Genomic DNA, 21391 nt, shown 5'->3' with positions numbered 1-21391 from the left:
CCAGTCACGAAAGGGCAGCGCGGCAAGCCGTGCTGCCCTTTTTGTTTCTGCTGACATCCCTTGGCGGGCATATCTTCGCGCCGGTACGTCGCGCGACAGTCATAGCGGTTCGCTTTCGAGCTGCCATTATCCCAAGAGTTTTGCTATGTCGGCAGCAACACTTTCAGACAGAAGGTTCACGCATGTCCCTGTCCGATGACAGCCGCTATCTCAGGGGCGGCCCGGTCGCCCAACGCATCATCGCCTCCGTGCGTGAGGATGCAGCGATCGCCACCGCCGAAGGCTTTCCGCCCAAACTGATATCGATCACCGTCGGCGACACAGCTGCGGTGGATGTCTATGTCCGGAACCAGCGCGCCAAGGCAGCATTGGCCGGCATCGGCTTCGAGGAAAGGCGGTTTGCCGCCGACATCACCGCCGGCGAACTGGAAGCGGCGATCCACGGCCTTAATGCCGATCCGCGCGTCACCGGCATCATCATCCAGCGGCCGGTGCCGGCGCATATCCCGATCAAGACCCTTCAGGCGGCGGTGCATCCGCTCAAGGACGTCGAGGGCATGCATCCAGCTTCTATCGGCAACATCGTCTACAACCAGCTAGACCTCGCGCCGTGCACGGCCGCCGCTTCGGTCGAGCTGCTTAAGGAAACCGGCCTCGATCTCAAGGGGCTCGAGGTCGTCATCGTCGGTCACTCCGAGATCGTCGGCAAGCCGATCGCCTTCCTGCTGATGAGCGAGGGCGCGACAGTGACGGTCTGCCACCACATGACGCGCTCGGTGGCAGCGCATGCCCGCCGCGCCGACGCGCTGTTCGTCGCGGTCGGCAAGCCGCGGCTGATCAAGGCCGACATGGTCAAGCCCGGGGCGGCCGTCATCGACATCGGCATCAATGCCGAGACGGGACCCGACGGGGAGAGCCGCATCGTCGGCGACGTCGATACCGAGAGCGTCAAGGAGGTGGCGTCCTGGATCACACCGGTGCCGGGCGGCGTCGGTCCGATCACCGTGGCGATTCTTTTGCGCAATACGATGGTGGCGCTCAGCCGCCAGCGCGCACGCTACCAGGCGACCTACGGTGTGGTGGACAAGCTCGCTGCTGAGTAGAAAGCAGCCTGAACCACGTCATTCCGCTGCCACGACTGCCCTGCTGTCCGTAACGCCCTCCGGCTGCGGTCCGCCATAGGCCCAGTCGAGCAGTTTTATCGTGTGCACCACCGGCATCTTCGCCGCCGAAGCGATCTGGGTGATGCAGCCGATGTTGCCGGTGGCGACGATTTCAGCACCCGTTGCCTCGATATTCCTGACCTTGCGGTCACGCAGCTGAACCGAAATCTCGGACTGCAGGATGTTGTAGGTGCCGGCCGAGCCGCAGCAGAGATGGCCCTCGCGCGGCTCGCGCACGACGAAGCCGGCTTTGGCCAGAAGCTCCTTCGGCTGGCGGGTGATTTTTTGGCCATGCTGCATCGAGCACGCGGAGTGATAGGCGACGATGGTGCCCGGCTTGCGAACGGGTTCCGGCAGGTCGAGGCTCGCCAGATATTCGGTGATGTCCCTGGCCAACTCCGATACCCGCGCCGCCTTGTCGGCATAGGCCGGATCGAGGCGCAGCATGAAACCATAATCCTTGATCGTGGTGCCGCAGCCGGACGCGGTGATGACGATGGCGTCAAGGCCGCCTTGGTCGATGGCTCGCGTCCAGGCGTCGACATTCTGCCTGGCCGAGGCAAGCGCTGCCTCCTCGCGGCCCATGTGATGCACCAGCGCGCCGCAGCAGCCCTCGCCCTCGGGGACCACGACCTCGACGCCCAGCCGCGTCAGCAGCGCGATCGTCGTGTCGTTGATGGCGGGATCGAGCACGGATTGCGCGCAGCCGGTGAGTATGGCGACGCGGCCTATTTTTCTCGTGCCCTGCCCGGCATGGATGCCCGGCGAAGCCATTGGCGAGGCCGCCGGGACTGATGCCGGAGCGAGCTTGAGCATCGCGCCCAGCGGCTTCAGCGCCGGGATCTTTTCGAACAGTCCGGCGAATGGCTGGCCGAGCTTCGCCAGCTTGAGCGCAGCGCGAAAGCGCTTGGGATAAGGCAGGACAAAAGCCAGCATGGCGCGTGTCAGGCGATCGAGCAGCGGGCGCTTGTAGGTCTCTTCGATATGGGCGCGGGCATGATCGACCAGATGCATGTAATTGACGCCCGACGGACAGGTGGTCATGCAGGCGAGGCAGGACAGGCAGCGGTCGATATGGGTGACGATCTCCTTGTCGGCGGGGCGACTGTTCTCCAGCATGTCCTTGATCAGGTAGATCCGCCCGCGCGGCGAATCCAGCTCGTTGCCAAGCGTCACGTAGGTCGGGCAGGTGGCTGTGCAGAAGCCGCAATGCACGCATTTGCGCAGGATCTTTTCCGATTCCGCGACATGCGGATCGGCAAGCTGGGCAAGCGAAAAATTGGTCTGCACGCAAAGAGTCCTTACCGTTTGAGCATGATCTTTTCCGAAAACCGGTTCCCACTTTTCGGGATCATGCTCTAAAGTCCGAGGAACCAGCTTTCCGGGTTTTTGACCGGCTCGCCGCGCTGCAGCGCCTGCAGGCCGAGAATGCAGCGGGCGATGAACCAGACGGCGACGGCGAACATCAGCACGACGCCTATCGCCACCATCATCAGCACAACCGAGATCAGCGCGTAGAGCAGGCCGATCCAGAAGGTGCGGATCAGGAATGTGTAGTGGCTCTCGACGAAGCCGCCCGATTTGCCGCGGTTGATATAGGCAAGAACGATGCCGACAAGGCCGGTGACGCCGATCACCAGGCCGGCGAGATACAGAATGTAAATGATCAGTGCGTTGGTCGGACCGGGCTCCAGCCAGCGGTCGGTCTGGCGCGGCGCGGGTTTGCTTGAGTCGGTCGGGCCTGGATTGATGTCGCTCATGATGCTCCTCCCTCGGTTGCCGGGCCGAGAGTAACAGAGCTTGCAGCCGACGCCATACGGCCGGGATTGAGGATATTCTTAGGATCGAACTCGGCTTTGAGCCGCGCCGCCAACGCCGCCAGTTGCGGCGCCTGCGGCTCGAACACCGGCAAAGCGGCGCGATGCGACGGGGCGGCGCGCACCAGCGTCGCATGGCCGCCGCCATGCTGTCTCACCAGTCCGCGCAGAAGATCGGCTTCGGGATCGCCATGCTCCATGCGCAGCCAGATCAATCCGCCCTGCCAGTCATAGAAGGCATCGACCGCCGCCTGCATGCGCAGCGCCAACACCATCTGGTGGCCTTGCGCCGGCGCCATCGAGACGCGCCATACCGGCTTTGCCAGGCCGTCGACGAAAGGCGCACAATCTCTGATATCGCGCCAGACAGAATACGAGATATCGCCCGAAATTTCCTCGAGCGGGCCGGCATTCCTGAGCAGATCTTTCAGCGCAGTAATGCGGTAGGCGACCGACGGACCGAAACCCTCGACGCGCAGCAATGTAGCGGCAGCGCTGCCGAGACTGCCACCGGCGACCCGTCCGGCAACGCGTTCGGGAAGATGGGCAGCGCTCGACACTTCGGCACTGGAGCCGAGCGCCAGCGCCATGGCGGCTGCGGCGTGATCGTCGAGCAGGCCGCGCAGAGTGAGCGTGACTTCGGTCTCGGCGGCTGGCAGCACCTTGAAGGTGACGTCGGTGAATACAGCCAGCGTGCCCCAGCTGTTGGCCATGAGTTTGGACAGGTCATAGCCGGTGACGTTCTTGACCACGCGGCCACCGGACTTGAACGCCTCGCCGCGCCCGGAAACGGCTGCTATGCCGAGGATGTGGTCGCGCGCCGCCCCCGCCTTCAGCCGGCGCGGGCCGGACAGGTTCGAGGCCAGCACGCCGCCGATCGTGCCTTTTCCCTTTTCGCCGCCGAGCAGCGGGCCATAGTCCAGCGGCTCGAAGGCCAGCTGCTGGCCGTTTTCGGCAAGCAATTTTTCGATCTCGGCGAGCGGCGTGCCGGCCTTCGCCGACAGCACCAGTTCGGCCGGCTCGTAAAGCGTGACGCCGGACAGTTTCGACAGGTCGAGCGTGTGCTCGGTTTGCAGCGGACGGCCGATGCCGCGCTTGGAGCCATGGCCGAGGATTTCGAGCGGCGATTCTTCTGCCGCGGCCCAGGCGACGGTGGAGAGGACTTCGGCTGCGGTCGAGGGGGTGAAGGTGGTCATGGCGACATAACCACCTCGAAGGAAAATAAGTCGAGTTCCTTCGCGCCCCCCTCTGTCCTGCCGGACATCTCCCCCACTTGGGGGGAGATTGCCAGCTTCGCCGCCGGCGCTCGTTCAGCAACGTTGGGGATTGGCGAAAGCGAAAATGACGGCCAATCTCCCTCCTTGTGGGGGAGATGTCCGGCAGGACAGAGGGGGGCGCGAAGGAACGCCGACGTGGAGAGGTGAGACCTCATCACCTCAAAACCTCGGAATGTCCGGAAACGCCATTTGCCCGCGATGCACGTGCATGCGTCCGAGCTCGGCGCAGCGGCGCAGCTGCGGAAACACCTTGCCCGGATTGAGCAGATGGTTGGGATCGAAAGCGCATTTGACCCGCATCTGCTGGTCGAGGTCGATCTGGTTGAACATTTCCGGCATCAGGTCGCGCTTCTCCACCCCTACCCCGTGCTCGCCGGTCAGCACGCCGCCGACCTTGACGCAGAGCCGCAGGATGTCGGCGCCGAAGCTTTCCGCCTTGTCGAGCTCGCCCGGCATGTTGGCGTCATAGAGGATGAGCGGATGCAGGTTGCCGTCGCCGGCATGGAAGACATTGGCGACGCCGAGCCCGTATTTCTCGGAGAGCTCGCGCATGCCGGCGAGCACGCGCGGCAGTTCCTTGCGCGGGATGGTGCCGTCCATGCAGTAATAGTCGGGTGAGATGCGGCCGACCGCCGGGAAGGCTGCCTTGCGGCCGGCCCAGAAGCTCAGCCGCTCCTGCTCCGACTGCGAAATGCGGCAGGTGGTCGAGCCGTTCCTGTAGGCGATGGCTTCGACAAGGCCGATCAAATGATCGACCTCGACGCCCGGCCCGTCGAGCTCGACGATCAGCAGCGCCTCGACATCCAAGGGATAGCCGGCATGGACGAAATCCTCGGCTGCGTGGATCGCCGGGCGGTCCATCATCTCCATGCCGCCCGGGATGATGCCGGCGCCAATGATGTCGGCGACGCATTGGCCGCCCTGCTCGCTGGTCGGGAAGCCGATCAAAAGCGCGCGCGCCGTCTCCGGCTTCTTCAGGATGCGCACGGTAACCTCGGTGACGACACCCAGCAGCCCTTCGGAACCGGTCATGACCCCGAGCAGGTCGTAGCCTTCCGCGTCGAGATGCTTGCCGCCGAGCCGCACCACCTCGCCATTCATCAACACCATCTCGATACCGAGCACATTGTTGGCGGTAAGGCCATATTTCAGGCAATGCACGCCACCGGAATTTTCCGCGACATTGCCGCCGATCGAGCAGGCGATCTGGGAGGATGGATCGGGGGCGTAGTAAAAACCCTCCTGCTCGACGGCGGTGGTGATGCCGAGATTGGTGACGCCCGGCTGGGCGACGACGATGCGGTTGGGAAAATCGATCTCGAGAATGCGGTTGAAGCGGCTCATGACCAGCAACACGGCATCTTCGAGCGGCAGCGCCCCGCCGGACAAGGACGTGCCTGAACCGCGCGGCACGACGCGGATGTTGCGGTCGTTGCAATATTTCAGGACGCGGGAAACCTGCGCCACCGTTTCGGGCAGCACCACGACCAGCGGCAATTGCCGATAGGCGGTGAGGCCGTCGCTCTCGAAGGCGCGCATTGAATTGGCAGCGTCGACCACGCCTTCGCCGGGCACGATCATGCGCATATCGGCAACGATCTCGTCGCGCCGGCGCATCGTGGTGTCGTCTGGCTTCGGCATCAGCAGGCCGGACATCAACAGCCTCCTTCGATTGACTGGTAAAAATCTTTTACCAGTGGCGGGTGCGTGTTGCAAATCCTGCTTGGCCGAAATCGGAAGCCGACGCCGGGACCGGCTTCTGCGGCGGCAATCTGCCGCTGGCTTTCTCCCCCCTTGAGGGGGAGATGGCCGCGAAGCGGTCAGAGGGGTCCAGGCGCGTAAGGTGCCAACGTCATTTCTTGTCGGTAGAGCGTTGGCGCTCCACGCGAGGCGATCCCCTCTGTCGCCTTCGGCGACATCTCCCCCTCAAGGGGGGAGACTACTCGCCTGGATGCTTCGCCGGTTCTGAGTGCATGCGGCGGACACGGCGCACGCCCCACCAGACAAGCAGGATGGCAAGCGGCACCGAGGCGGCAGTGACGACCTCCGGCGCAAAGACATGGCCGAAGATCGAAACGCCCTTGGCGACGTAGCCGATGAGGCCGACGACATAATAGGAGACAGCAGCGACCGAGAGACCTTCCACCGTCTGCTGCAGGCGCAATTGCAGACGGGCGCGGTTGTTCATCGACGCCAGCAGACCGCGGTTCTGCTTCTCGACCTCGACGTCGACCCAGGTGCGCAGCAGCGTGGTGGCGCGGGTGAGCTTCGTCGACAGATTGGCCTGACGCTCCTCGACCGAACGGCAGGTGCGCATGGCGGGGGCGACGCGACGCTGCAGGAACCCGCCCCAGGTGTCGTAACCGGGCACCGCCTCCTCCTCCAGCGCCTCCAGGCGCTCGCGGACGATGCCGTCATAGGCGCGGCTGGCGCCGAAGCGGTAGAGGCTGGAGGCTGCGTCGGCCTCCAGCTCGGCGGCCAGCTCGGTCAGGTCGGCAAGCAGCGTCTGGCTGTCGCGGGTCTCGGCGACCTTCATTTCCAGCGTGGTCTGAGCCAGCCTGTCTTCGATGCGGCGGGCGCGACCGGACAAGGTCAGCGCCAGCGGCAGGCCAAGCATGGCCAGCGTGCGGTAGGTTTCGATATCGATCAGCCGTTGCGCCAGCGCGCCGGTGCGTGCCGGCGTCAGGCCGCGGTCGAGCACCAGCATGCGGGTCATGCCGTCGCCGTCCTGGCGGAAATCGGTGACGATAGCGGCGTTGCCGCGCTCGACCAGCGAATAGCACAGGCTGGTCGGGTCGAAGCCGGCGATCAGCTTTTCGCTCGCCTGCGTCCATTTGCGTATTTCGAGCCTGATGCCGGATATCACCGTTCCCGGCGGCGAAAACCCGTTGCCGAAAGGCGAATCTTCCTGGCGCTGGCCGCTCGCGGCGAGCGGCCCTTCCCACAGATAGGTCGAGAATTCCGTGTGCCGTTCCCAGCGCAGCGAGCCCTTGCCCCACTTCATCGCGTGGTGGCGGGCGTGGGGGTCGGGCGCGGCGATGCCGAGGCGTCGCGACAGTTCGGAAAGCACCGCCTGGTCGACGCCGGATCCGGCTTCGGTCATGAAGGAAAGCTGCACCAGCACGCGCGGTTTCTCGACCAGCGGATGCGGACGGGCGTGAACCTCGCCAAGCGCGCCAGGCCGTCCCTCATGCGCCGGAAAGCCCATGACGCTGCCCTTGACGCGGGGCTGAAATTCGAGCTTGGACGGGTCATCTGCCACGGCTGGTCCCCCGGGCTTGTGCAATCGCGTCCCTCTAGAGCCAATTGCAAGGGGACGCAAACAACAAGTTAGCCGAACGCGATATGCGGCGACAGCAGCGAAACCGACTCGGTCGGGAAAATTGGATAAATAATTTGACCAGTTGGCGACGCTGGCTTTATCTTGCGACACCGCTTCAATCCCCAGGCATCCCCGTTGAGCGACATTTTCTCCAGGATCGAGCATTCCCGCACCGCCGACGAGGTGGTGCAGCAGATCGAGAGCCTGATCCTCGAAGGCGTTCTGCGCACCGGCGACAGGCTGCCGGGCGAACGCGAGCTGGCACGCCAGTTCGAGGTGTCGCGGCCGATCCTGCGCGACGCGCTGAAGGCGCTGGAAGGACGCGGTTTGCTGACGACGCGGCCCGGCGGCGGTACCCATGTCGCCGACGTCATCGGCCAATTGTTCACCAAGCCGGTGACTGACCTGATCTCCATGCACCGCAAGGCGGCGACCGACTATCTGGAATACCGTCGTGAGATCGAGGCGGTGGCCGCCGAGTATGCGGCGCGGCGCGCCACAGCCGACGACTTGGCGCTGCTCGACCGCATCATGGCGCGCATGGACGAGGCGCACCGGACCGGCAACTTCGACGACGAGGCGGAAATCGACGTCGAGTTCCACCACGCGATCTGCGAATGCGCGCACAACATCATCCTACTGCACACGCTGCGCTCGTGCTACCGGCTGCTGTCGGAGGGCGTGTTCCAGAACCGGCTCTTGGTGTTCAACGTGCCGGGCGCGCGCGAGGCGCTGCTTTCGCAGCACCGGGCGATCTACGCGGCGGTCAAGGCCGGCGATCCGGCGGCCGCACGGCAGGCGGCGATGGACCACATCACCCATGTCGAACGCGCCATGGCCCAGGCGGAGCGCAGCGGCGACTGGCAGCGCGTGTCGCGGCTGAGGCTCATGCAGCGCTCCGAAGCCGGCGACGGCGAGCCGGCAAGGAAACGCACGTGAGCGCCGGGCAGACAAAATCAACAACGACGAATTAGCGAGAACCAGCGGGAAGCCCATGAGCATGATCCTCACCATCGCCGATCTCAAGGACCTGGCGCGCCGCCGCGTGCCGAAGATGTTCTTCGACTATGCCGATTCAGGTGGATGGACCGAAAGCACCTACCGGGCCAACGAGGAGGATTTCCAAAAGATCAAATTCCGCCAGCGCGTGCTGGTCGACATGAGCAACCGCTCGCTGGAATCGACCATGATCGGCGAGAAGGTGGCGATGCCGGTGGCGCTGGCGCCGACCGGCATGACCGGCATGCAGCACCCCGACGGCGAGATGCTGGCGGCGCAGGCGGCCGAGGAATTCGGAGTGCCGTTCACGCTGTCGACGATGAGCATCTGCTCGATCGAGGATGTCGCATCCGTGACCAAGAAGCCGTTCTGGTTCCAGCTCTACGTGCTGCGCGACAAGGATTTCGTCCTCGATCTCATCGACAGGGCGAAGGCTGCGAAATGCTCGGCACTGGTGCTGACGCTCGACCTGCAGATCCTCGGCCAGCGCCACAAGGATATCCGCAACGGGCTTTCGGCGCCGCCGCGCTTCACGCCGAAACACATCTGGCAGATGGCGACCAGGCCGGGCTGGTGCATTGGCATGGCGGGCACCAAGCGTCGGACCTTCCGCAACATCGTCGGTCACGCCAAGGGCGTCGGCGACCTCACCTCGCTGTCGTCATGGACGACGGAGCAGTTCGACCCGCATCTGTCGTGGAAGGACGTTGCCTGGATCAAGGAACGCTGGGGCGGCAAGCTGATCCTGAAGGGCATCCTCGACAAGGAAGACGCGCTGATGGCAGCCAAGACGGGCGCCGACGCGATCATCGTCTCCAATCATGGCGGACGCCAGCTCGACGGTGCGTCGTCATCGATCGGAGTGCTGGAAGAGATCGCCGACGCGGTCGGCGACACGATCGAGGTCCATATGGATGGCGGCATCCGCTCGGGCCAGGATGTGCTGAAAGCGCTGTGCCTCGGCGCCAAGGGCACCTATATCGGCCGGCCTTTCCTTTACGGCCTGGGCGCGCTCGGCAAGGATGGGGTTACAAAAGCCTTGGAAATTATCCGCAAGGAGATGGACATAACGCTGGCGCTGTGCGGAAAGCGTCTGGTAACCGACATGGGCAAGGATCAGCTTCGGCGTTAGACTCCCGTGACGGCATGATCACGGAGATGGAAGCATTGACCGCCCCCGGCATCCACTTTCTCGACGCGCGCGGACCGGAAGGCATGCGCCTTTATGCGGTCGGCGATGTGCATGGCCGGTTCGATCTGCTGGTCGCCATGTACCGCCGGATTGCGGCCGAGATCATCCAGGCGCGACCAGCCGACTGGCGTGTCATCTATCTCGGCGACTATGTCGACCGCGGCCCGGACTCCAAGGGGGTCCTTGATTTCCTGATCGAAGCGCGAAAACGCGACCCGCGTCACCTGATGCTCGCGGGCAACCACGACATCGGCTTCCTCGACTTCCTCGATGCCCCCGACGCAGACGGACTTTTCATGCGCTATGGCGGCATCCAGACCGCGCAATCCTACGGGGTGGCGATCAATGAAGGCGGCGGCGCGTGGTTTGGCAGGTCCGAGGCGGCACTGCGGCAAGGCCATGCAGCACTTGTCGAGGCCGTGCCGAAAAGCCATGTCGACTTCTTGCAGTCGCTGCCGTTTTCACTGACGTTCGGCGACTTCTTCTTTTGCCATGCCGGCATCCGGCCAGGCATTGCGCTGGAAAGTCAGACCACGCAGGACCTGATCTGGATCCGCGATATCTTCCACAACCATCCAGGCCTCCATCCGAAGATTGTGGTGCATGGCCACACACCGGTGCCGGAGGCCGAGGTGATGATCAACCGCGTCAATATCGACACGCTCGCCTACCAGACGGGAAACCTCACCGCGCTCGTCGTGGACGGCGCCGACAAGCGTATCCTGGTGGTGTCAGGTGAGAGGGCTTAAGGCGGGTCGCGCTTCAAGTCTTAGTTTGTTTATGTCGTTATCCCAAAACCGCTGCGCACCCTCGGGTCAAGCCCAAAGGCAGGCTTCTGGGTGGGACGCGCTAGCGAAGCGCGGCGGTGACGCCGTAGCCGTCGACGGCGTTGTGGTTGGCGGCTGCGTCGCCGGAATAAGTGCCGAGGCCGCACAACACGATGGCCGACAACATGGCAAAGGACAGAAGCGCTGCTTTCACGGACGTCATCTCTTGTTGAGCTTTCTGCATCTGTGCACGAGGCGGGTTACCAATGGGTTGAAACGAAAATACGATTTCGCGCTTCTAGGGATGTTCTGTATCGGCGATGTGTCGCGCGAGTGACACAAAGGGTTCATCGCGGTTGCACGGAAGATGCAGAGCGCGTGCCTTCTAGGGTGGCGGCCGGCCACAAGCCAAGGACGAAACAAGCTGTCCACAGCGGATTTTTGTCAGCGTGCCAAATATGCAACGTCGGCCCCTGACAAGCCGTCAGATCGTCGCCACCCAGGCGCGGGCGATGGCCAGCCCGGCGGCATCCGCATCCGCTCCGTTGCGGGCCATTTCGTCGTCGAGCCGGTCACTCCAGTCAGGATGCCGCTCGGCTATGAGCGGGGCAAAGGACCTGCTCCAGTCGCGGACCATCGGCCGGTCCGCCTCGAAATGGAACTGAAAGCCATAGACGGCGCGGCCGATGCGAAACGCCTGGTTCTCGGCGACGTCGTTGCCGGCGAGCCGCACAGCGTTTTCAGGCAGTGCAAAGGTGTCATCGTGCCATTCGAAGATGGGGAAATTTTCGGGTAGCGCGCCGAGCACCGGATCGGCCTTGGCGGCCGGAGTGAGCGAGACCTTATGCCAGCCGAATTCCGAGGCGCCGCCGATCCGGTTCTCGCCGCCAAAGGCGCGCGCGACCAGTTGGCTGCCAAGGCAGATACCGAGAACGGCGCGATCCTTGTCGGCGAAATCGCGCGTCAGGTCGAGCAACCCCGGAAAATACGGGCAAATCTCGTCGTCCAACGCATTCTGGGCGCCGCCGAGCACGACCATGGCGTCGTGCGCATCGCTGTCCTGCGGCAGCGTCTCGCCACAATAGGGCCGGCGCAGATCGATGTCGGCACCCGCCTCGACAAGAGCTGCGCCGATCTGGCCAAGGCCCTCATTGTCGAAATTCTGGACCACCAGCACCCGCATTGAAAAACCTGCTGACATGAAAATGATGCGACGAGCGATATCATGCCGTCATCATTCCAGCCAAGATGCGTGTCCGGGGAGAAAGCTATGCCACTGCAGAACCGCGTAGACCCGTTCGGCGTCCTCCATGCCGTGCCGGAGCGCGGCCTGTTCATGGGCAACCGCGGCATCATCCATGACCCCGAAACGAAGACACTGCTGAAAAAGCGCTGGGCGCTGCATGCCTGGATCATCTGCGTCTGCGAATTCCGCGATGTGCGGCGCGAGCCGATGGGCCGCAACAGGCCAGGGGGAAAACCCGGCTGGACCGAATTGTTTTTCCTGGACGAGGTGACCGCGCTCTCTGCCGGCCATCGGCCCTGCTTCTTCTGCCGGCGCGAGCGGGCCAGAGATTTTGTCCAGCGCTTCGGCGTATCCTTCGGCATTGCCGAGCCGCGCGCACCGCAGGTCGACAAGCGGCTGCATAAGGAGCGGCTCGCCGCAGGTGGGCGGGCACCCGTCGTATCCGCAGAAGACCTTGCCGGGTTGCCGGACGGCGCCATGGTTGCGGACGGCGGCAGCGCCTATGCGATACGGGGCGGCGAGGTATTGCGCTGGTCGTTCGCCGGCTATGGCGAACCGGTGGGGTTCGGCGGTTTTGCAGGCCGTCCAATTCGCCTGCTCACGCCGATAACCACCGTTTCCGTGCTGAGGCAAGGCTACGAGCCGGTTTGGCATCCCTCGGCCGAGACTTGACGCCAAGAGCCGGCTCGCCCATTCCTCGGCGATGCGCGCCAATTACAAGATGCAGCGGCTGTTCGTGCCGGACGACCTCGGACCGGATATCGAGTTCGAGGCGAGCCCGCAGCAGGGCCACTACCTGATGCATGTGCTGCGGCTCGGCGAGGGCGCCGAAATCCTGTTGTTCAACGGCCGTGACGGCGAATGGTCGGCGGCAATCGCCGCCAGATCCAAGAAGGCGGTACGCCTGAAGGTGCTTACCTTGCAGCGGCCGCAGCCGCCGCTGCCCGATCTCGTCTATTGCTTTGCGCCATTGAAACAGGGACGGGTCGATTATCTGGTGCAGAAGGCGGTCGAGATGGGCGCCGGCGTCCTGCAGCCGGTCATCACCCAGCACACGCAAGTGGCAAAGCCCGGCATCGAGCGCCTGCGCGCCAATGTCGTCGAGGCTGCCGAACAATGCGGCATCCTGGCGGTGCCGGACGTGCGCGAAGCGGAAAAGTTCGAACGCCTGCTGACAGGCTGGGACAAGGAGCGGCGGTTGATCTTCTGCGATGAGGATGCCTCGACCAACAATCCTCTGCCCGCGCTGCAAGCGGTGCGGGAGAAGAAATTCGGGCTGCTGGTCGGGCCTGAAGGCGGGTTTTCCGACGAGGAACGAAGGATGCTGAGGGCGCTGCCTTTCGTAACCGCCATCCCGCTCGGTCCGCGCATCTTGCGCGCCGATACGGCTGCAGTGGCGGCACTGGCGGTGATACAGGCGACGGTCGGGGATTGGTGATCAATTCCAGTTACCCTGTGGCTCAGGATTTTTCGCTTGATCGTCTACTGACATTTCGTCCATCTAGCGCCGGCGGTCGTCCGGCCGCTGCAGAGGACTTGTAATGGCGCGCGACACAACCGATTTCCGGCCCATCGAAGGCGTCGACGAGCTTGTCGAGCATCTGGCCGAAGGCAACAAACCGCGCGACAAATGGCGCATCGGCACCGAACACGAGAAATTCCCGTTCTATGTCGACGGCAATGCGCCGGTGCCCTATGGCGGCGAGCGCGGCATCCGCGCCATTCTCGAAGGCATGCAGGAGAAACTCGGCTGGGATCCGATCATGGATGCCGGTCGCATCATTGGCCTGGTCGAGCCGACCGGCCAGGGCGCGATCTCGCTGGAGCCCGGCGGCCAGTTCGAGCTGTCCGGCGCGCCGCTGGAGACGATCCACCAGACCTGCCGCGAAGGCAATGCACATCTGGCACAGGTGCGCGAGATCGCCGAACCGATGGGCATCCGCTTCCTCGGCCTCGGCGGCAGCCCGAAATGGTCGCTGGCCGAGACGCCGAGAATGCCGAAATCGCGCTACGAGATCATGACGCGCTACATGCCCAAGGTCGGCACCAAAGGCCTCGACATGATGTACCGCACCTGCACCATCCAGGTGAATCTCGACTTCGAGAGCGAGGCCGACATGCGCCGCAAGATGCAGGTGTCACTGAAGCTGCAGCCGCTGTCGACGGCGCTGTTCGCCAACTCGCCCTTCACCGAGGGTCGGCCCAACGGATTCCAGAGCTGGCGCGGCGACATCTGGCGCGACACCGACAACCAGCGCTCGGGCCTGCTCGAATTCTGCTTCTCGCCCGACTTCGGCTTCGCCGACTATGTCGATTGGGCGCTCGACGTGCCGATGTACTTCGTCATCCGCGACGGCCACTACCACGACATGACGCACGTCACCTTCCGTCAGTTCATGGCAGGCGCTGCCCGCAACGAGATTCCCGACGGGCTGCCGACGATGGGCGATTGGGCGAACCATCTGTCGACGCTGTTTCCCGACGTGCGATTGAAGCGTTTCCTTGAAATGCGCGGCGCCGATGGCGGACCGTGGCGGCGCATCTGCGCGCTGCCGGCCTTCTGGGTCGGGCTGCTCTATGATGCGGCGGCGCTCGACGCGGCCGAGGCGCTGACCTCGAGCTGGAGCTATGAAGAAGTGCTGGCGATGCGCAACGCCGTGCCGGAACAGGGCATTTCGGCGCCGTTCCGCAACACGACACTGCGCGAGATCGCCCGCGACGTGCTCGTCATCTCGCGCATGGGGCTGAAGAACCGCGGCCGCAAGAACCGCGATGGCTACGACGAAACTTCGTTCCTCAGCACGCTGGACGAAGTCGTCGCGCGCGGCACCACCAGCGCCGAAGAGCTGCTCTCCGCCTATCATACGCGCTGGGGCGGCTCGATCGAGCCGGTGTTCATGGAGTATGCGTATTAAGGGTTTGTGTCGGAGGAGGCGACTTAGCGTTTCCCGAATTTTAAAGCTGCACGAAGACGCCCTGCCAAGGTCAATTCGACGGCCCCGCCAGTCATGATTTCCCGCGGCCGGGATCCGAACAAATCCGAACCGGCCAGGCGGGCTTGCGATGGCGTCTTGCGAATAATGATCTGATAACCTCGCCGCAGCTCCTCGAACTGGCCTTCTATCGACCCAAGGAACGCATCGATGCCAGCCTGCGGCCGATCCGCGGCAGGTCGATCCGGCATCCAGACATAGTCGTCCAGAATCATGATGCCGCCCGTTTCCAGAATCTGCCAGGCCAGCGACGCATCGGCAAAGCTGCTGGCGGCGTGGTGGTCGCCGTCGACATAGACCAGCCCGAATGTCCGGCCTTCACGACGAAGCTTCGGCAGGATTTCGATCGATAGCCCCTTGAGCTTCTCCAGCCTGCTTCCGAAGGGAGCGAGATTCTTGTCGAACCTTGATTCGACGGAACTCATATCCGCCTCATACTCAGAACCGCTCGTCACGTGTTCCTTGCTCCCGGCGAATGTGTCGACACAGCAAATCTTCGACCGTTTGAAAAACGAAAGGAAAAACACAGCCGACAGACCCTCGAACGAGCCTATCTCAAGTATTTCAAGATTTCTTTTCTTGATATCCTTGAACAAGCGCTGCCATTTCGGGATATGCGTAGATGTCCAGTCATGCGAGAAGGACTTTTCGGCAAAGTAATCATGATGCATGGTCGGCTCGATCAAATACCGGATTGCCCGCCTTTTCGTTCTCGCATCGTTTCGGAATATGGAGCAAGACGCAATTATCACTTCAAGGTCATGTTACCCAACTAATGACATGGGGCTGTGATTTCGGACTGTTCCTGACGCAGAGGGCGCCGCCGGAGCTCAAGTCCACTACTTCCAAGGCATCCGTGCATACCGATGTCAGAACTTCATTCAGGATGTTTGAAGTTCGACAAAGAGATGCAGCACGCACGCTCGCTGTACCCCTTCAACAAACGCGGGAAAGGGGCTAGGTTTCTGCAGGCGCGGATTTTCGAGGAGAAGCCAATGCCTTCCTTGTTCGACATTCTGACGCAGGCGCAGAACGGCAACGGCATGCAGGCCCTGGCCCAACGGTTCGGGCTTTCCCAGCAGCAAACGCAATCGGCGGTCGAGGCGCTGCTGCCGGCCTTTTCACAGGGGCTGAAGCGCAACACGTCCGACCCTTACGGGCTCGGCTCGTTCATGACGGCAATGGCCAGCGGCCAGCACGCCAAGTATTTCGAGGACGCGAGCCGGGCTTTCTCGCCGCAGGGCGTCGATGAAGGCAATGGCATTCTGGGGCATCTGTTCGGCTCCAAGGACCTGTCCCGCGCCGTTGCCAGCCAGGCTGCGCAGGCGAGCGGCGTCAGCCAGCAGGTTTTGCAGCAGATGCTGCCGGCGGTGGCTTCGATGGTGATGGGCGGCCTGTTCAAGCAGACCACAAATCAGATGCAGGCAGCAGGCGGATTCGGCGGCGGCAGCAATCCGCTCGGCGAGATCATCGAGCAGATGATGCGGCAGGCCGGTGGAGGCGCACAGGCGCCGGCACCACAGCAGCGCCAGGCGCCGCAGCCTGCAGGCCCAGCCGACAATCCGCTTGGCAAAGTGCTGCAGGACATATTCGGCGGCGGTGGTCAGCAGCCGCAAGGCCAGCCACAGCAGACACAGAACCCCATGGGCGACAATCCGCTCGGCAAGGTGCTGCAGGACATGTTCGGCGGCGGCGCACAGCAGCCGCAAGGCCAGCCACAGCAGACGCAAAATCCCAGTGGCGACAATCCACTTGGCAAGGTGCTGCAGGATATGTTTGGCGGCGGCACGCAGCAGCCGCAGCAAACCCAGCCGCAGCAGGCACCCAATCCCTATGGCGGCGACAATCCGCTCGGCAAGGTACTGCAGGATATGTTCGGCGGTGGCGCGCAGCAGTCTCAGCCGCAGCCGCGTCAGGCGCCCCAGCAGCGCCAGGCGCCGCAGCCGCAGGCCAGCCCAAGCGGCAGGCCACAGAATCCGTTCGACGATTTGTTCGGCAAGATGTTCGAGACAGGCGCGCAGCAGCGCGACGATTACCAGAAGGGCATGGAATCGATCTTCGATCAGTTCAAGCGAGGCATGGATCGGCGGTAGGCCAACATCAGGTCAGCGCCGCCCAAAAAGAAAAATGCCCAGCCCTCGAGAGGGCCGGGCAGTGTGCAGGCGGGCCGGCGGGGAACCGGCAGGGAGTGGGCGCCTGCGAAATCCTACAGCGCGCCCCTTAGGCCACCTTGCGGGCAAGATCCTCGATCGTGTCCATGCGATCGGTCGCGATGACGCGTAGCCTTTCGGTCGGATCGCGGCCAAACGGTACCTCGATGGCGACGTGGAGATCGGCGCGCGTCAAGCCGATGTCGGCGAGTTCGGAGTCCGACATCTCGCCAAGGCGATAGAAAGCGCGGCGGTTTTTCCAGGCGCGGTAGACGTTGGAAATGGCATTGGCCGCGCGCGTCGCAATAGCCGGACGCGACGTGATGCGCGAAGTCTCGGTGGCGAAGTCGAACGTAGCCATATCAGCCTCCTTCATATTTGAACGGACGAAACGGGGCGATCGGCGCTGGCAACAGCGGCCGTTCCGGTCCCGATCCACGTAGAAGATGCACGTCGTCGTCCCAAAAACGGTGACCACTTAGGCGACATGCACTGCCTTGATGTGGACAATGCTGAATCTGCCACCGCTTGATTGATTAATCCAACGAATGTTTCTAATCTTTAGCATCAACACTAATGATGGATTGGACCGATGAAAGCGCCACTCGATCTCGATCAGTTGCAGACCTTCGTCTCGATCGTCGACACCGGCAGCTTTACCCGCGCGGCGGAAGAGGTGCATCGGACGCAGTCGGCGGTGTCCATGCAGATGCGCCGGCTGGAAGAACGGATCGGCAAGCCGCTGTTCGAAAAGGACGGGCGCACCAACAGGCTGACCGAAGATGGCGACAGGCTGCTCTCCTACGCAAGACGGCTGCTGTTCCTCAATCGGGAAACGCTGGCCGCCTTCGACGACCGGCGGCTCGAAGGCACGATCCGCATCGGCACGCCGGACGACTATGCCGATCGCTTCCTGCCCGAGATCATGGCCCGCTTCGCCCGTTCCAATCCACGTGTCGAGCTGACGGTCATCTGCGAGCCAACACCCGGGCTGGTCGACCATATCAAGCGCGGCAATCTCGATCTGGCGCTGGTGACGCACAATGACGCGCACGGCCAGTCGGAAGTGGTGCGGCGCGAACCGCTGCTGTGGGTCACTTCGGCCAACCACGCGACACATGAGCAGGACACATTGCCGATGGCTTTCGGCCGGCCGAACTGCATCTGGCGGCGGGCTGCTGTCGACGTGCTCGACCGGCAGAACCGCGACTACCGCATCCTGTTCACCAGCTTCTCGGCCACCGTCATCACAGCTGCGGTGCTTTCCGGCCTGGCGATCTCGGTGCTGCCGGAATGTGCGCTGCGGCCCGGCATGCGAGTTTTGGGCGACGCCGACGGGTTCGGCGCCCTGCCCGATTGCCGCATCGGCATCATGCGCGGCCAGACGTCGCGGCCGGAGATCGTCGACGCGCTAGCCCGTCACATTTCGGAAAGCCTCGATAATATTTCCGTGCCGCTCGGCGAAGAGACGGGAACCTTCGACTTCGCCGCACTCGCCTTTTCGAAGATGAAGCGGAACAAGCCGAACCAGATCCTGCCGGGCTGGTGAAGGACCTGGGGGTCGGCGCTGAGCACCTACGGCTTGACGCGGACGCACAACCGCCCCCCAATCGGCCAATGAGCGACGCAGCATCCGAATCACGCACCAACGCCACCGAATACACGGTGAGCGAGATTTCCGGCGCGCTGAAGCGCACGGTCGAGGACGTCTTCGGCAATGTGCGGGTGCGCGGCGAAATATCCGGCTATCGCGGGCCGCATTCCTCCGGTCATGCTTATTTCTGCCTGAAGGACGACCGCGCGCGGCTCGACGCCGTGGTGTGGAAGGGCACTATGGGCCGACTGAAATTCCGCCCCGAAGAAGGCATGGAGGTGATCGCCACCGGCAAGCTCACCACCTACCCCGGAAAGTCCAACTACCAGATCGTCATCGACAATCTGGAGCCGGCCGGCGCCGGGGCGCTGATGGCGCTGCTGGAAGAGCGCAAGCGCCGGCTGCAGGCCGAAGGCCTGTTCGATGCCGGCCGCAAGCGCTTGCTGCCATTCATGCCGCGCGTCATCGGCGTCGTCACCTCGCCGACCGGCTCGGTCATTCGCGACATCATCCACCGGATCAAGGACCGGTTTCCGCTGCATGTGCTCGTCTGGCCGGTGCGGGTGCAGGGCGAGACGACGGCCAAGGAAGTGACCGCCGCCGTCAACGGCTTCAACGCGCTGGCGCACGATGGCGTCATCCCGCAGCCCGACCTGTTGATCGTGGCGCGCGGCGGCGGCAGCCTCGAGGATCTTTGGGGGTTCAATGACGAGGCGCTGGCTCGTGCCGTCGCCGCCTCGCGTATTCCGGTGATCTCCGCCGTCGGCCATGAAACCGACTGGACGCTGATCGACCTGGCGGCGGATGTGCGGGCGCCGACACCGACGGGTGCCGCCGAGATCGCCGTGCCCGTGCGGGCCGACCTCGAAGTGACGCTTGCCGGCCTTGGTGCGCGGCTCAAGACCGCGGTATCGCGCAATTTCGAACGCAAGCGCCAGGCGGTCCGTGCCGCCGCCCGTGCACTGCCTTCGCCCGACCAGTTGCTGGCGCTGCCGCGCCGGCGCTTCGACGAGGCGACGAGCCGGCTTGGCCGGGCGCTGTCCGTCAGCGTCCAACGCAAGCGAGCCAGGCTTCAGGCACAGCGGCTGACGCCGGCCACTCTGTCGCGACGCATGAACGAGGCCCGTACATTGGCCGGCCGCGATCTCGCCCGCGCGCAAGCGGCGTTCTTCGCCATCGTGCGCGAGCGGCGAACGCGGTTTTCGCGCGCCGCCGCACGGCTGTCGCCCGCGCCGATCGCAAGGCGGCAGAAATTGCAGGTAGATATCTTGGCGGCACTGTCGCGGCGACAGGACCGGATGATTTCGGTGCGGCTCGAACGCTTGCGCGGGAAACTGACCCAGGCCGACCGGCTGCTGGCGACGCTGTCGCATAAGGCGGTGCTGGCGCGGGGCTTTGCCTTGGTGAAAGACGCCGACGGTGCGGTGATCAAGCAAGCGGCGGAAGTGACGTCGGGCATGGCACTTTCGCTGGAGTTCGCCGACGGAACCGCCGATGCGGTTGCGACCAGCGGTGCCGCACGGCCGAAAACAATTGCAAAGCCGGCCGCCAAAGCCAAGGAGCCTGGCAATCAAGGCTCTCTGTTTTGAGTGGCCATTATTTCCGAGCGCCCATGAATTCTGAGCGCGCATGACTTTCTGAATGGCAATGACCGACAATCATCACCAGACGACGCCTTCCGGCAAGCCGCGCGCGAGAGCCTTCGGCATAAGTTTTGACGGCACGCCCGGACCGTTCAACGCCATCACCGATGTGCCTGGCGTTGCGGTCGGTTATTCGACGCTGATTTCGGGCGATGGTGCGCTGGTGGTCGGCAAGGGACCGGTGCGCACCGGCGTGACCGCTATCCTGCCCAGACCGCGCGCAGATCTCGCCACGCCGGTCTTTGCCGGGATCTTCAGCCAGAACGGCAATGGCGAATTGACCGGCTCGCACATCATCGAGGAGACGGGTGCCTTCAATTTCCCGATCACCATCACCAACACGCACTCCTGCGGCGTTTCACGCGACGCGACGCTGCACTGGATGCAGCGCGTGCTACCGGCCGCGCTCGACAGCGCCTGGGGCCTGCCGGTGGCGGCGGAAACCTACGACGGCTTCCTGAACGATATCAACGGCCACCATCTCAGGTTCGAGCATGTTGCTGCGGCGCTCGATGGCGCGACCAGCGGATCGATCGAGGAAGGCAGCGTCGGCGGCGGCACCGGCATGATCGCCTTCGGTTTCAAGGCCGGCTCCGGCACGGCATCGCGCATCGTCGAATGGCAAGACCAGCGCTACACGGTCGGTGCGTTCGTGCAGGCGAATTTCGGCAAGCGGAGCAATTTTACCATTCGCGGCCTGCGCGCCGGGCCCGATCTCGTGGAACCGGCGATCCGCGAAAGCACGCCGCGCGCCGAGAAGGGTTCTATCATCGGGATCGTCGCCACCGATGCGCCGTTCCTGCCGCATCAAGTGAAGCGGCTGGCCCGCCGGGTGCCGCTCGGCGTCGCCATGACCGGCGGCTTCGGCTATCATAGCTCGGGCGATATTTTCCTGGGCTTTTCGACCGCCAACCGCGAGGCGGCATTGGCGCCGTCAGGCCGCATCGCCAGCGCCGATTTTGTCCCGGATAGCGAGATCGATCCGTTCTTCGACGCCGTGATCGAAGGCGTGGAGGAAGCGATCCTCAATGCGCTGGTCGCCAATGACGACATGACCGGGCGCGACGGCAATTTCGTGCCGGCGCTGCCGAAGGCATGGCTCGAGGGCAGATTCGATGCAAGTCGTCAGGGGACGTAAGACTGCCTGGCGCGTCACACGCGCCGCACCGGTCTTGCATATGGTTGAGCCGGGTCAATAATGCTTTCCCCGGCCTTTCGCCGGGTCGGC

At 63.8% G+C, this 21391-nt stretch carries 20 protein-coding genes; 11 read left to right on the top strand and 9 right to left on the bottom strand.

The genetic code is table 11. The features are described 5' to 3' along the window. Positions 1 to 182: 182 nt before the first annotated feature. Complete coding sequence (locus tag RPG13_RS10865) at positions 183 to 1103, top strand: bifunctional 5,10-methylenetetrahydrofolate dehydrogenase/5,10-methenyltetrahydrofolate cyclohydrolase (protein WP_128285326.1); 921 nt, start codon at positions 183 to 185, stop codon at positions 1101 to 1103. Between the two features lie 18 nt (positions 1104 to 1121). On the opposite strand, the gene glcF is transcribed toward RPG13_RS10865, so the two are convergent. The 5 genes from glcF to RPG13_RS10840 all read right to left on the bottom strand — a co-directional run bounded on the left by glcF (position 1122) and on the right by RPG13_RS10840 (position 7519). After that, entirely contained in the window at positions 1122 to 2453 is a 1332-nt protein-coding gene (gene glcF, locus RPG13_RS10860; protein ID WP_127289260.1) for a glycolate oxidase subunit GlcF, read from the bottom strand. 68 nt (positions 2454 to 2521) lie between these two features. Continuing rightward, the gene (locus RPG13_RS10855; RefSeq protein ID WP_127289258.1) at positions 2522 to 2923 is read right to left on the bottom strand and encodes a DUF4870 family protein; all 402 of its coding nucleotides are present in this window, start codon (positions 2921 to 2923) and stop codon (positions 2522 to 2524) included. Then, positions 2920 to 4176, bottom strand: coding sequence for an FAD-binding protein (locus RPG13_RS10850; RefSeq protein WP_337125010.1), 1257 nt, complete (start codon positions 4174 to 4176; stop codon positions 2920 to 2922). Before RPG13_RS10850 ends, RPG13_RS10855 begins: the two co-directional genes overlap by 4 nt. A gap of 240 nt (positions 4177 to 4416) precedes the next feature. Further along, on the bottom strand, positions 4417 to 5913 hold the full coding sequence (locus tag RPG13_RS10845; RefSeq protein ID WP_337125009.1) for an FAD-linked oxidase C-terminal domain-containing protein: 1497 nt from the start codon (positions 5911 to 5913) through the stop codon (positions 4417 to 4419). 283 nt (positions 5914 to 6196) lie between these two features. Beyond that, complete coding sequence (locus RPG13_RS10840; RefSeq protein WP_127289254.1) at positions 6197 to 7519, bottom strand: DUF3422 family protein; 1323 nt, start codon at positions 7517 to 7519, stop codon at positions 6197 to 6199. 195 nt (positions 7520 to 7714) lie between these two features. On the opposite strand from RPG13_RS10840, the gene RPG13_RS10835 reads away from it, so the two are divergent. From RPG13_RS10835 to RPG13_RS10825, 3 genes are read left to right on the top strand one after another with little or no spacing between them, the layout of a single operon-like run. Continuing rightward, positions 7715 to 8518 (top strand): FadR/GntR family transcriptional regulator, encoded by an 804-nt coding sequence (locus tag RPG13_RS10835; protein ID WP_126103630.1) that lies wholly within the window; start codon positions 7715 to 7717, stop codon positions 8516 to 8518. 55 nt (positions 8519 to 8573) lie between these two features. Beyond that, on the top strand, positions 8574 to 9710 hold the full coding sequence (locus RPG13_RS10830) for an alpha-hydroxy acid oxidase (protein ID WP_095483569.1): 1137 nt from the start codon (positions 8574 to 8576) through the stop codon (positions 9708 to 9710). Between the two features lie 35 nt (positions 9711 to 9745). Further along, the gene (locus RPG13_RS10825) at positions 9746 to 10519 is read left to right on the top strand and encodes a metallophosphoesterase family protein (protein WP_126107242.1); all 774 of its coding nucleotides are present in this window, start codon (positions 9746 to 9748) and stop codon (positions 10517 to 10519) included. Positions 10520 to 10619: 100 nt separating this feature from the next. On the opposite strand, the gene RPG13_RS10820 is transcribed toward RPG13_RS10825, so the two are convergent. Beyond that, positions 10620 to 10751 carry a hypothetical protein gene (locus tag RPG13_RS10820; RefSeq protein ID WP_280953354.1) on the bottom strand — a complete coding sequence of 44 codons (132 nt, stop codon included), beginning with the start codon at positions 10749 to 10751 and terminating at the stop codon, positions 10620 to 10622. A gap of 270 nt (positions 10752 to 11021) precedes the next feature. After that, on the bottom strand, positions 11022 to 11720 hold the full coding sequence (locus RPG13_RS10815) for a type 1 glutamine amidotransferase (protein WP_126107243.1): 699 nt from the start codon (positions 11718 to 11720) through the stop codon (positions 11022 to 11024). Between the two features lie 87 nt (positions 11721 to 11807). Between RPG13_RS10815 and RPG13_RS10810 the strand changes: the two genes are divergently transcribed. The 3 genes from RPG13_RS10810 (at position 11808) to RPG13_RS10800 (ending at position 14698) form a co-directional block, all read left to right on the top strand. Next, complete coding sequence (locus RPG13_RS10810) at positions 11808 to 12455, top strand: hypothetical protein (protein ID WP_126103631.1); 648 nt, start codon at positions 11808 to 11810, stop codon at positions 12453 to 12455. A 31-nt stretch (positions 12456 to 12486) separates the two neighbouring features. Continuing rightward, positions 12487 to 13221, top strand: a complete 735-nt coding sequence (locus tag RPG13_RS10805) for a 16S rRNA (uracil(1498)-N(3))-methyltransferase (protein WP_126103632.1) — start codon at positions 12487 to 12489, stop codon at positions 13219 to 13221. A 103-nt stretch (positions 13222 to 13324) separates the two neighbouring features. Beyond that, positions 13325 to 14698: a glutamate--cysteine ligase gene (locus tag RPG13_RS10800; protein WP_337125008.1), complete on the top strand. Its 1374-nt coding sequence runs from the start codon at positions 13325 to 13327 to the stop codon at positions 14696 to 14698. Between the two features lie 23 nt (positions 14699 to 14721). Here the strand turns inward: RPG13_RS10800 and RPG13_RS10795 are convergent, their stop codons facing one another. Beyond that, positions 14722 to 15462, bottom strand: coding sequence for a class I SAM-dependent methyltransferase (locus tag RPG13_RS10795; RefSeq protein WP_126103633.1), 741 nt, complete (start codon positions 15460 to 15462; stop codon positions 14722 to 14724). 309 nt (positions 15463 to 15771) lie between these two features. On the opposite strand from RPG13_RS10795, the gene RPG13_RS10790 reads away from it, so the two are divergent. Next, entirely contained in the window at positions 15772 to 16869 is a 1098-nt protein-coding gene (locus RPG13_RS10790; protein ID WP_126103634.1) for a DUF937 domain-containing protein, read from the top strand. A 127-nt stretch (positions 16870 to 16996) separates the two neighbouring features. On the opposite strand, the gene RPG13_RS10785 is transcribed toward RPG13_RS10790, so the two are convergent. Further along, on the bottom strand, positions 16997 to 17287 hold the full coding sequence (locus RPG13_RS10785) for a DUF1127 domain-containing protein (RefSeq protein WP_126103635.1): 291 nt from the start codon (positions 17285 to 17287) through the stop codon (positions 16997 to 16999). Between the two features lie 231 nt (positions 17288 to 17518). On the opposite strand from RPG13_RS10785, the gene RPG13_RS10780 reads away from it, so the two are divergent. The 3 genes from RPG13_RS10780 to RPG13_RS10770 all read left to right on the top strand — a co-directional run bounded on the left by RPG13_RS10780 (position 17519) and on the right by RPG13_RS10770 (position 21301). Continuing rightward, positions 17519 to 18475, top strand: coding sequence for a LysR substrate-binding domain-containing protein (locus RPG13_RS10780; protein WP_126103636.1), 957 nt, complete (start codon positions 17519 to 17521; stop codon positions 18473 to 18475). Between the two features lie 68 nt (positions 18476 to 18543). Continuing rightward, positions 18544 to 20109 carry an exodeoxyribonuclease VII large subunit gene (gene xseA / locus RPG13_RS10775; protein WP_126103637.1) on the top strand — a complete coding sequence of 522 codons (1566 nt, stop codon included), beginning with the start codon at positions 18544 to 18546 and terminating at the stop codon, positions 20107 to 20109. A 58-nt stretch (positions 20110 to 20167) separates the two neighbouring features. After that, positions 20168 to 21301 (top strand): DmpA family aminopeptidase, encoded by a 1134-nt coding sequence (locus tag RPG13_RS10770; protein WP_337127006.1) that lies wholly within the window; start codon positions 20168 to 20170, stop codon positions 21299 to 21301. Positions 21302 to 21391: the final 90 nt, after the last annotated feature.

It is taken from the genome of Mesorhizobium sp. ISC15 (assembly GCF_037162615.1).
GTDB lineage: Bacteria > Pseudomonadota > Alphaproteobacteria > Rhizobiales > Rhizobiaceae > Mesorhizobium > Mesorhizobium mediterraneum.
This window is presented reverse-complemented; position numbering and strand designations above follow the sequence as displayed.